The 11,165-nt window shown below is 70.0% G+C and carries 8 protein-coding genes; 4 read left to right on the plus strand and 4 right to left on the minus strand.

All coding sequences use genetic code 11. The features are described from left to right. Together GRF61_RS21370 and GRF61_RS21375 are read left to right on the plus strand one after the other, a co-directional pair. The coding region (locus GRF61_RS21370; RefSeq protein WP_169152645.1) for a PAS domain S-box protein at positions 1 to 1,915 on the plus strand (1,915 nt) is incomplete at its 5' end. A gap of 127 nt (positions 1,916 to 2,042) precedes the next feature. After that, a complete protein-coding gene (locus tag GRF61_RS21375; RefSeq protein ID WP_169152646.1) occupies positions 2,043 to 2,573 on the plus strand; it encodes a response regulator in 531 nt (176 codons plus the stop codon). 45 nt (positions 2,574 to 2,618) lie between these two features. Here GRF61_RS21375 and GRF61_RS21380 read toward each other — a convergent pair whose 3' ends face one another. Further along, entirely contained in the window at positions 2,619 to 4,274 is a 1,656-nt protein-coding gene (locus tag GRF61_RS21380) for a cyclic peptide export ABC transporter (RefSeq protein ID WP_169152647.1), read from the minus strand. A 126-nt stretch (positions 4,275 to 4,400) separates the two neighbouring features. On the opposite strand from GRF61_RS21380, the gene fhuF reads away from it, so the two are divergent. Beyond that, entirely contained in the window at positions 4,401 to 5,192 is a 792-nt protein-coding gene (gene fhuF, locus GRF61_RS21385) for a siderophore-iron reductase FhuF (RefSeq protein WP_169152648.1), read from the plus strand. Here the strand turns inward: fhuF and GRF61_RS21390 are convergent. The 3 genes from GRF61_RS21390 to GRF61_RS21400 form a co-directional block, all read right to left on the minus strand. Further along, entirely contained in the window at positions 5,176 to 7,641 is a 2,466-nt protein-coding gene (locus tag GRF61_RS21390) for a penicillin acylase family protein (RefSeq protein ID WP_248281382.1), read from the minus strand. The two genes, fhuF and GRF61_RS21390, sit on opposite strands and share 17 nt — an antisense overlap. 112 nt (positions 7,642 to 7,753) lie before the next feature. Continuing rightward, complete coding sequence (locus tag GRF61_RS21395; protein ID WP_169152649.1) at positions 7,754 to 8,800, minus strand: histone deacetylase family protein; 1,047 nt, start codon at positions 8,798 to 8,800, stop codon at positions 7,754 to 7,756. A 31-nt stretch (positions 8,801 to 8,831) separates the two neighbouring features. Then, a complete protein-coding gene (locus GRF61_RS21400) occupies positions 8,832 to 9,689 on the minus strand; it encodes a formyltransferase family protein (protein WP_169152650.1) in 858 nt (285 codons plus the stop codon). Between the two features lie 368 nt (positions 9,690 to 10,057). Between GRF61_RS21400 and GRF61_RS21405 the strand changes: the two genes are divergently transcribed. After that, on the plus strand, positions 10,058 to 11,165 hold a 1,108-nt coding region (locus GRF61_RS21405), incomplete at its 3' end, for a GNAT family N-acetyltransferase (protein ID WP_169152651.1).

Genomic DNA, 11,165 nt, shown 5'->3' on the forward strand with positions numbered 1-11,165 from the left:
CGGCAGCGCCCCACCGGACAAGGACCTGCCCGGCGGGGCGCTGCCGCACCGCTTCCTCGGCATCGGCAAGGACATCTCCCGGGTAGTGAGCGCCGAGCGCCAGGCCAGGCGCAGCGCCGAGCGCTTCCAGGGCCTGGCGGAGACGGTGGGCGCGGCCATCATGCTGCACCGGGGCGGCAAGCTGCTCTACGTCAATCGCGCGCTGGAGCGCTGCACCGGCTACCGCCGGGAAGAGCTGCTGGAGTGCGCCTTCTTCGACCTGGTGCGCGAAGACCAGCGCGAAACCCTGCGCCAGCGCAGCGCCGCCATGCTGCGCGGCGAGGGTGGGGCGGAGGCGGAGATGCACGAGGTGCCCATCCTCACCCGCGGCGGCGACCTGCGCTGGCTGGACGTGACGGTGGTGCGCATCGCCTACGAGACCGGCCACGCCCTGCTCGCCACCGCGCTGGACGTCACCGGCCGCAAACAGGCCGAGGCCGCCCAGCAGCACATCCAGCAGGTGCTGCAGCAGATCGTGCAGGGCAGCCCGGTGCCCACCTTCGTCATCGACTCCGCCGGTGTCGTCACCCACTGGAACCACGCCTGCGAGCTGGTCACCGACACGCCGGCCAGCCAGATGCTGGGCCGCGGTGCCGCCTGGGAGGCCTTCTACGATTACGAGCGGCCGGTGCTGGCGGAGTTGATCGTCACCGGCGACATCGAGCGCCGCATCGACAGCTACTACCACGGCAACGTCCGCCGCTCGCCCATCATTCCCGGCGCCTACGAGGCCGAGCTGTTCTTCCCCCGCTCCGGCGACAACGGCCGCTGGCTGTTCTTCACCGCCGCGCCGCTGCGCGACCTCGACGGCCGCATCATCGGCGCCATCGAAACCCTGGTGGACATGAGCGAGCGCAAGCAGGCGGAAGAGGCCCTGCGCCGCGCCCGCGCCGAGCTGGAGAGCAAGGTGGAGCAGCGCACCGCTCAGCTCGCCAGCGCCAAGGCCGAGCTGGAGGCGGACGTGAGCCGGCGTGCCGCCTCGGAGCAGGAGGCCCTGCGCCGCAACGCCGCACTTACCGAACTCAACGCCCGCCTGCAGGACGCCCAGCAACAGCTGCTGCAGTCGGAGAAGCTCGCCTCCATCGGCCAGCTCGCCGCCGGCGTCGCGCACGAGATCAACAACCCCATCGGCTACGTGCAATCCAACCTCGGCACGCTGGAACGCTACCTGGCCGACCTCGGCGCGGTCGCCACCGCCCTGGCTAGCGCCGCCGCGCAGCTGCCGCCGGAACACCCCGCCGCCATCGCCGCCCGGCAGGCGCGGGAGGTGCATGACTACGACTTCATCATGGAAGACCTGCCTGCCTTGTTGCAGCAGTCGCGCGAGGGAGTGGACCGGGTGCGCAAGATCGTCGCCGACCTGAAGGATTTCTCCCGGGTTGATAGCGGCCAGGACTGGCAGTGGTCCGACCTGCACGCCGGGCTGGACTCCACCCTCAACATCGTCAACAACGAGATCAAGTACCGCGCCGAAGTGGTGAAGGAGTACGCCCGGCTGCCGGAGGTGGAATGCCTGCCCTCGCAGCTCAACCAGGTCTTCCTCAATCTGCTGGTGAACGCCGCCCATGCCATTCCGGACGGCCGCATGGGTCACATCCTCATCCGCACCGGCCACGATGCGGCGGCCGGCAAGGTCTGGGTGGAGGTGAGCGACGATGGCGTCGGCATTCCGGCGGAGCTGATGAAGCGCATCTTCGATCCCTTCTTCACCACCAAGCCCATCGGCAAGGGCACCGGCCTGGGCCTGTCGCTCGCCTATGGCATCGTCAAGAAGCACGGCGGCGAGCTGCAGGTGGAGAGCGAACCTGGCCAGGGCAGCCGCTTCCGCGTGGTGCTGCCGGTGCAGCGCAGCGGCGGCGCGCCGGGCGAGGCATGAGCGCGCCCGCCTGTCCTGCCGACGGCCGGTCGCCGCGGGCCGAACTTCGGCCGGCGCACACAGTCTGCCCCCGCACGGACCGCCGCAGCGGGAACGGCCCTGCCCCCCGGCATGGAAGGAGAATGCGATGCGTATCCTGCTGGTAGACGATGAGAGCCATGTGCTGGCCGCCCTGGTCCGCCTGTTGCGGCACGCGCTGCCGAAGGCGGCGCAGGTGGAATCCCACAGCTCGCCGCACGCCGCGCTCGCCCGCGCCACCGAGGTGCCCTTCGACACCGTGCTGTGCGACTACCGCATGCCGGAGATGGACGGCCTCGCCTTCCTCAAGGCCTTCCGTGACATCCAGCCCCAGGTGCCGCGCCTCATCCTCTCCGGCGTCACCGACTTCGATGTGCTGATGAACGCGGTGAACGAGGTCGGCCTCTACCGCTACCTGATCAAACCCTGGGACGACCAGGAGATCGTCGCCGCGGTGCGCGACGCTGCGATGGCCCACCTGCGCGAGGAGGAAGCCCGCCGGCTGGCCGACGAGCGCCGCGCCGAACTCGGCCACCTGAGCCGGGAGGAGCTGGAGAAGCAGCGCCTGGAAGCGGAGGAGCCCGGCATCACCCAGGTGCGCTGGGGGCCGGACGGCGCCATCCACCTGGATGAAGACTGAGGGAGCGAAGCCGCGCCTCCCCCTCGCCGGCCGGCGCCGGCCCCCTCAGGCGACGGTGCTCTGCAGCACCGGCCGCTCCGCTTGCGGCGGCACCGCCCCCCCCTCCACCAAGCGTCCGTTTTCCAGCCGCAGCAGGCGGTCGCCGAGGTCGAAGTAGCGGTCGTCGTGGGAAATCACCAGCACCGCCTTGCCCTGGGCGCGCAGCTCCGGCAACAGCTCGCGGTAGAACACGTCCTTGAACACCGGGTCCTGGTCCGCCGCCCATTCGTCGAAGATCAGGAAGGGCCGGTCCTCCAGGCAGGCCACCACCAGCGCGAGGCGCTTGCGCTGGCCCTGGGACAGCGCCTGGGTGCTGAAGGCGCCGCCGCTCACCTTCACCTTGTGCTGCAGATGCAAGCGCGCCAGCAGGCGGTTGCCGGCCTCGTCCAGGTCTGGCCGGCTGGCTTCCAGCAGGCGTTCGAAGAGGTGGAAGTCGGAGAAGATGGCCGAGAACAGCTGGCGGTAGCGGTCGCGGTTGAAATCCTCGATGCGTTCGCCGTTCAGCCACACCTCGCCGGCCTCCGGCGCATACAGCCCCACCAGCAGCTTGGCCAGCGTGGTCTTGCCGCTGCCATTGCCGCCGACCAGGAAGGTCACCGTGCCGGGGCGGAACTCCAGGTCCAGCGGCCCCAGCTCGAAGAAGTCGTCGCTCTGCTCGTGGTAATAGCGGTGCTTCACGCCCTTCAGCAGCAGGCTGTTGAGCCGCAGTGGCGGCGGCACACCCACCGCCTCGGCCATCGCCGCGCCGGGAATCTCGCGGGTGATCTCCTCGATGCGGTCGGCCGCCACCTTGGCCAGGTTGGCGCGGGGAATATTGAGCAGCAGCACCTCCAGCGGCGTCACCATGTAGAGGAAGACCAGCGCAAAGCCGGTCATGATGGTGGTCCGGTCGGGCACGTCGCCCACCAGCACGAACAGCACCAGGCCGATGAAGGCGTAGATCAGGAAGCTGCCCCAGCTCGCCGAGGCGACGAAGATGGACATGCCGAGCGCGCGGCTGCTGCGCACCGTCTCGATGGAGCTGCCCAGCACCTCGCTGCCGAAGGTGCGTCGCTTGGCGCGGTTCAGCCGCAGCTCCTTGGCGCCCTCGGTGAGCGCGCGGAAATGGCCGAACAGCTTGTCCTGCTCCTGCGAGGCGGCCTTGAGGTGGCGGATCGCCAGCAGATGCGCCAGGTGGTAGCCCAGCGAGCCCAGGCCGATGGCCACCACCGCGGCGAGGAAGATCTTCCACGACAGCAGGGCCATGTAGACCAGGCAGCCGGCCACCACCACCGCGTTGGTGAGAATGGCCGGCACGCTGACGAAAAACTGGGCGACGTTGTTGCTGTGCTCCGACAGCGCAGACTGCACCCTTGGCCCGCCGGCCAGCTCCAGCCGGCGGAAATCCGCCGCCAGCACCCGCGCCGAAATGTAGTGGCGCAGCTCGGCCAGCGCGTGCTGGCCCAGGCGTTCGAACAGCACCGCCGAGAGCGTGCGGGTGAGCATGGCGGCCAGGGCCAGGCCGGCGAAGGTCCACGCCAGGCTGCCGTAGTCGCTGGCATCGGCGGTGAGCGCGGTGGTGATCTGCGCCAGCAGCAGCACGCCGCAGACGCCGGAAATCACGCTGGCGGCAGCGGCGGCCAGCAGCAGCCAGCGGGATTGCTGGATGAGGTGAGAGAGCACGTCGGCCTCGACAGTCAGGGGAACACAAGAGACAGACGTTTGGCGCGCGGGGAGATTTAGTCGTCCGGGGTAAACAGCGGCGGCGACGGCTCGTCATCCAGGCAGGAGACTACGCTGGAGCAAGCCGTGATCGAGCTCTTGAAGCCCCTGTTCCGCGGCGAGCTGGCCGCCCTTGGCGAAACCCTGGTGTGCGGCGACCCGGCCGCGCCCGGCCTGCAGCCGCTGGCCGCCCTGCTGGCCTCGCGGGCGGCGCTGGATGCGCTGCTCGCCCGGCATGCCGCCTTCCGCCGCTGCGACGACCTGCGGCCGGTCGCCTCCGCCTGGATGCTGGACTACGCCGGCGTGCTGCTGCCGGCGGTGGTGGCCGGTGCCAGCGTGCTGCAGCACCTCTTTCCGGTGGCGGCCGGCAGCGTCGCCCTGCAGCTGGACGGACATGCCCGGGTACGCGCGGTCGTCATCCCCACGCTGGGCCATGCGGCGCCGGGGCAGGACAGCGCCAGCCGCTACGGCCCCCTGCTGGACGGCCACCTGGCGCCACTCATCGCCCGCCTCTCGGAACGGGTACGGCTGCCGGAAAAACTGTTGTGGGGCAGCGTGTCGCGCTGGCTGGAACCCATCCTGGAACAGGCCGCCGCGGCCGCCTCCGGCCTGCCGCCGCTGGCCGCGCTGGTGGCCGCCGACCATGCTTATCTGCTGGAACAGGAGAAGTGGCCGGATGGCCGGCGCAATCCCCTGTTCGGCCGGCGCAAGCATGCCGCTCCCCAAGGCGGCCAGCCGGGCGGCCACGACAAACCCATGCTGTTGCACCGCCAGTGCTGCCTCTACTACCGCCTGCCAGGTGAAAGCCACTGCGGTGCCTGCCCGCTCTCGCCCGCGCTGCGGCGGGCGCGGGGCGCAGCCCTCAGGGATGCAGCCTGATGCGCCTGAGCGCCGGATCGGCGGCGATCTCCGCCTCGGTGAAGGGGAAGCGCAGCCAGTCCTGCCGCGCGTAGCGCAGCACCGGCGCCGCACCCGGCCCGCCCTGCAGCGCGCGCTCGTCGTTGCCGTGCGGCAGCAGGGTGTGGGCTTCAACGCCACGGCCGGCCGCGCCCTCACCAACGAAGCGCACCACTTGCAGGTAGCTGTTGCCGTGGCTGTCGGCATTCATCCGGTAGCTGGCCGCGCCGGCGCAGGCGACGGTGAAATAGCCCTGCAGATCGCAGCCACCGAACAGCGCCACCTCGCCGCGCGCGGTGTCCACCGTGAGCGCGCTGCCGCGCCGGGCATCCAGCGCCAGCCCGGCTTTCTGCTGGGCGAGGATGGCCGCGCCCAGCGCCTCCGCCACCCGCGGGTCGGCCGCCGCCGGCCCAGCCGGCGTATCCAGCGGGCGGGTGCGGTCGAAGGGCACGCGGTAGAACTCGGCCGCCGGAATCCGCCGCAGGCGGGCCCACCAGGCATCCCACAGCAGCGATCCGCGATCCTCCGCCCCGCCCTTGTCCTGCCAGCCGGCCAGCAGCCGGCAGGCCGGGGTGGTGTTCACTTCCACCGGCGATGCCAGCGCCTCGCCGCTGAGCAGGTCGCGCTTCACCGTCACCGTCGGCGAGGCGCATGCCGCCGCCAGCAAGGCTTGCTTGAAGCGGATGGCCGAATGCACCCGGGCGTCCAGCACCTCCCGGCGCAGCATGCGCGCCAGTTCGCGGGCAGAACCCGCCCGTACACGCAGCAAGCCGCCCGCCAGCGCATGGCCGGCCTGGCCGCGCAGCGACAGCTCCTCGCCCTCGCCGCCGAGAATGCGGTCATAGCCTTCCAGCGGCTGCGCCGGCCGGGTGAGCCAGTAGCTGTCGTTCATGTTGGCGACGTAATCGGTGGCGAACAGCGCCGGCATGCGCGCCGGCGGCAGGGAGCCGGCTACCGGCGCCGCCGGCTCCGTCGCCCAGGCGCAGTCGGAACGGCTGCCGTCCAGCAAGGGCGCGTTGCGGTCCAGGGTGGCGAAGGCCGGCGCCAAGGCACCGGCGCAACGCTGGCGCAGCGCGTCCGGCACATTCGGCACCGCGCCGATGTCGGCGAACCAGACGCGGCCGTCGCCACGGCCGATGGCGACGGTATTCACCCAGGGCACGCCGCCCTCCTCGCGCTGGATGGCGGCGAACTCGTCCAGCGATTTCGCCTGGTTCCAGCGGAAGAAGGTCTCGAAGCTGCGGAAGTTGCCGGCATTGATGTCGCGCAGCGCCAGCGCGCGCTCCGGCCCCCAGGCGAAGGCTGGCGAGCGCGCGCCGAAATCCACCAGCGGCCCCTGGCGGCTGCGGTAGAGGGTGCGGCTGACGATGGCGATGCTGCCATCCGCCTGACGCACTTCGACCGCGACCTGCCGGCGCTGCATCTTCTCGACCGCGCCGTCGTAGCGGTAGGCGGTGGGGTCGGCGGCATCCAGCGCCAGTTCGAACAGGCCGAAGCGGCGCGCCGCGGAAACGGTGTGGCTCCAGGCGATGTGCTCGTTGAAGCCGATGACGATCACCGGCACGCCGAGGAAAGACACGCCGGCAACGTTGAGCCGGCCGGGAATCGTCAGGTGGGCCTGGTAGAAACGGTCCGGCCCGCCCCAGAACCAATGCGGGTTGCCGAACAGCACGCCGGCCTCTTCGCCAGTGGCCTCCCGCCCCAGGGCGATGACATTGCTGCCCAGGCCCGGCATTTCTCCGACCGCATGCGCCAGGCGCTCGGCCACGTCGTCGGCGAGCGCGCCGGTGTCGGGGCCGCCGGGCGGCCTGGCGTTGACGATCTGCGGGATGAAGCGGCTGTAGCCGCCCGCCAGGCCGGCGGCATACATGCGGCGGTAGATGTCGTCGGCGCTGATCTTCGCCACCCAGCTCTCGCCGGCGCAGGCGCGCCGCTGCGGGCCCTGCTGCGCCTTGAGCTGCCGCAGCGCGGCGTTGTAGCCGGCGGCGAAACCCTCGGTCAGGGCCTGCAGGTCGGCAGGCTGGTGCTGCCGGTAGGCGGCGACCTGCTCATCCGCCACCAGGCTGCAGAAGAAGAAATCCAGTTCCAGGTTGGTGGAGCGGCCGAAGGTGGAATTGCGCGCCGGCCGCCCCTCGCCGCCAAAGTGGAAGGAGCGCTGCCCGCGGTAGGTGACGAAGGCTTCGGCCAGCGTGCACAAGGCATCCTCGGCCTGGGCGTGGCCGTAGCCGTAGCCGAGCTCGCGCCAGCCGGAGGCGAGGACGTGGGGAATGCCATCGGCTGTGCGGCGGATCTCGACTGCGGCAGTAGCCGATCCGCCGAACGCACCGAGCAGGACAACAAGCGCGAGAGCAGGCAAGCCCAGGAGACGGGAGAAGCGGGTGCGCATCGACAGACGCGTACGCCAGGAACAAGTACCGGCTGGGGAGGGCATGCGGCTTCCTTGAAGGGTCGTCATCGTGAATCTTCTTTAAATACCCGGCCCACGGCGGCGGCAAGGGCCTTCCACCAGTCCGCGCCAGCGCGGCGGCTTAGGCGGAACGGCATCAGCCCGCCGCCTGCTCGAAACCCTGCAGCAGGTTGGCGGTGTTGATGCCCAGCTCATCCACCGCATAACCGCCCTCGAAGGTGATGACGGTGGGCAGCCCCTGCGCCGCCAGGGTCTCGCCGATGCGGTAGTAGTCCTCGCGCTTGAGGCGGAAGCCGGAGATCGGGTCGTCCTCGAAGGTGTCCATGCCGAGGGAGAGCACCAGCGCATCGACACCGAAGCCGGCGATCGCCTGCAGGGCCCGCGCCAGCGCCTGTTGCCACTCGGCGTAGGCGGTGCCGCGCGCCAGCGGCAGGTTGAGGTTGCAATCCAGCCCCGACCCGGCGCCACGCTCGTCGGCATGGCCGAGGTAGAAGGGGTATTCGGTGCGCGGATCGCCATGGATGCTGACGAAGAACACGTCCGGCCGCTCATAGAAGATGGCCTGGGTGCCGTTGCCGTGGTGGTAGTCGATATCCAGCACCGCCACCCGGGCGGCACCGCCGTCGCGCAAGGCCTGGGCGGCGATGGCGGCGTTGTTGAGGAAACAGTAGCCGCCGAAGAAGTCCGCCCCAGCGTGGTGGCCCGGCGGCCGCGTCAACGCGAAGGCCGCGCGCTCGCCGGCCAGCACCCGCCGCACCGCGGACAGGGCGCAGCAGGCGCCGCCCCGGGCCGCCGCCCAGCTGCCTGAGGTGAGCGGCGTGCCGGCGTCGAAGGAGAACAGGCCCAGGCGGGCGGCGAAATTGTCCGGCAGCAAATCGCTGCGGAAGCCGCGTATCGGCCAGAAGGAGGGCAAGGCGTCCTTGCCGGCATTGGCCCGGTCCAGCGCGATCCACTCCTGCCAGGCGGTACGCAGGAAATCCAGGTAGCGCTGCGTATGGACGCGGGCGAGCGGCGCATCGTCGAAAGGCTCGGGCGCCTCGATGGGGCCGAGGCGGCGGGCACGCAGTTCGGCCAGCACGTTCTCGACCCTGTCCGCCCGTTCGAAACAGGGCAGCAGCTCGCCACGGAACATCTCCAGCCTGCCCTGGTGGCGCAGGTGGCTGCCATTGTAGAAAGTGATCATGCAGCGTACGGGCGGGCCGGCAGGGCAGGCATCAGCCGCGCTCCTCCACCCGCCACGTCACGCCCACGTCCATGCCGGCCAGGATCTCCAGGCCACGGCGCATGGCGGGGAAGAGGCTGTTGTTGAAGTTGTTCCAGCGCAGTTCGAGGATGGTATCGGCCGGATCGATAGGGGTCGCCAGCACGTCGGTGATCACCTCGCCGGAATCGATGCCGTTATCCACATAGTGGAAGGAGGCGCCAGTCATGCTCACCGGCGGCACCGCGACCACCTCGCCGGTCTGCCAGTTCTTCCTTTCGCCACGGGCTCCGTGCAGGGCGTCCAGCGTGGCGTAGGCGCCGCGGCGCTCGTAAGGCGAGTCGATGCGGGTGATGCCGGGATGGATGTTGACGATGCGGCGGTGGAAGGGGCTGCCGGGGCGGACGAGTTCGTCGAGGATGATCAGCAGCCCGTCCAGCAGCACGAGGTCGGCCTTCACCTCCCGCAGCATCTCCAGCACCCGCTGTTCGTAATCCCGTTTGCCGGCGACACGCCCGGCGTCTCCCGGCGGCAGCCTGCGGTAAGACGAGGGCACGGCGTAGCGCAGCCCTTCCATGCGCCGCCCCTGCACGGTGAGCTGCGGCGGATAGAACCAGTGCTCGCCCTCGCCGCAGGTGAAACCGTAGCCGGCCAGCTTGTCGCAATCGCGGTCAGAATCGGGGTCGTCGTCCGAGATGACGGCCTCCAGCGAATAGCGCTCGCCCAGCGGCGTGGCGTCCAGCAGCTCCGCCAGGTATTGCAGCGGCGACTTCATGTAGCGCTGGCCACCCTTGTAGGCGACCTTCTGGCCCGCCCTGTCCGCGGCGGCATTGCGCAGCGACCACATGTAAACCAAACGCATCTTCGACATGGCTTTCCGATAGGGGCAGAGGTTCGGGCGGGGATGGACCAGCCCGGCAGCCGTGGCCGGCCCATCCCCTTTCAAGCAGTGAAGACGATTCACGTCGGCTTTTTTTTAGGACGGGCGAGACCGGCTTGCGGCCTCGCAGCCCCCGAAGCCGCGCCAAGCGGTCACCTCCCGTGCCCCCGCGCCGGCATCGACTAAACATCCCGCCATCGAACTCGTCATGCAGAACATGAGCCATTCCCGCCTCGGTCGCGAGGCAGGGGTTTTCGACTCATGACGTAGGCCTGCCCACGCTGCGGGCGGGCCTCCAGGACCGGGGCCGGCTCGCAATGGCTGGCCGGCGACCGCAAACACCGCATGAGGACCACTCGATGTCCACCCCATTTACACCGCCTGCCAGCGCCCTGGACTGGCAGGGCCTGCGCAGCCTCCTTTCCTATCCTGACGGCACAGCCCACCAGGTGCTGCTGGACGGCAAGACCCTGCTGGTCGAACAGAGAGACCGCGGAGAAGACGGCGCCCTCTCCCGCTGGACCAGCACCGAAACGCCGAATGGCCTGGCGCTGGAACACGCGGCGCATGAGCCCGCGCCTGCCCTCACCCATCTGCTGGCCGTGCTCGAAGCGCTGTTCACCTTCCACCCCGGGCAACAGCAGGCCAGGGTTTCCCTGCCTGCGCCGCTGGCTCAGCAGGCGCTGGACGCCGGCATCCTCATCGCCGCCGAGGTGGGCAACATCGCCCAGCGGGACATGTTGTGGCAACGGCCGGAACTCTGGCTGACGCAAGTGCCGCCGCCCTTCCCCTTCCGCTACGGGCTGACCCAGGGCCGCCGCCATCCCCTCCGCCGGCCCAAGCCGAGCGGCCTGATCTACCAGCGCTTCATCCCCTGGCTGGGCAAGACCTTCTCCTTCCGCGCGCTGGAGATCGAGCGCGACCTGCCGCGCTTCAACCGCTGGATGAACGATCCGGAAGTGGCCAAGGTGTGGTCGGAGGAAGGCGATCTCGACAAGCATCGCCACTACCTGGAAGAGCTGGCCGCGGACCCGCACATCCACGCCATGATCTGCTGCCTGGACGGCGAGCCGTTCGGCTACTTCGAAGCCTACTGGGCCAAGGAAAACCGCATCTCGCCCTTCTGCGACGCGGACGACTACGACCGCGGCTGGCATGTGCTGATCGGCGAACCGGCGTGGCGTGGCAAGGCCTACGCCACCGCCTGGCTCACCTCCATCTCCCACTACCTCTTCCTCAGCGATCCGCGCACCCGCCGCATCGTCGGCGAGCCGCGCATCGACCATGTCCAGCAGATCCGCAATCTGGACCGTTCCGGCTACGCCAAGCTCAAGGAATTCGATTTCCCGCACAAACGCGCCCAACTGGTGGTGATGCTGCGGGAGCACTACTTCGCCGACACCCTGTGGTGGCCACGCGCCGAAACGGCCGCGCACGCCACCCCTTCCGCCCCCCTCTCCGCCGCAC

The sequence above is a fragment of the Azoarcus sp. TTM-91 genome (genome assembly GCF_012911025.1).
Classification (GTDB): Bacteria; Pseudomonadota; Gammaproteobacteria; order Burkholderiales; family Rhodocyclaceae; genus Azoarcus.

What these genes read in the sequence shown, in the direction of transcription:
- GRF61_RS21375 (WP_169152646.1), top strand. Translation starts at nt 2,043, where the DNA reads ATGCGTATCCTGCTGGTAGACGATGAGAGCCATGTGCTGGCCGCCCTG.
- GRF61_RS21390 (WP_248281382.1), bottom strand. Translation starts at nt 7,641, where the DNA reads ATGCCCTCCCCAGCCGGTACTTGTTCCTGGCGTACGCGTCTGTCGATG.
- GRF61_RS21395 (WP_169152649.1), bottom strand. Translation starts at nt 8,800, where the DNA reads ATGATCACTTTCTACAATGGCAGCCACCTGCGCCACCAGGGCAGGCTG.
- GRF61_RS21400 (WP_169152650.1), bottom strand. Translation starts at nt 9,689, where the DNA reads ATGTCGAAGATGCGTTTGGTTTACATGTGGTCGCTGCGCAATGCCGCC.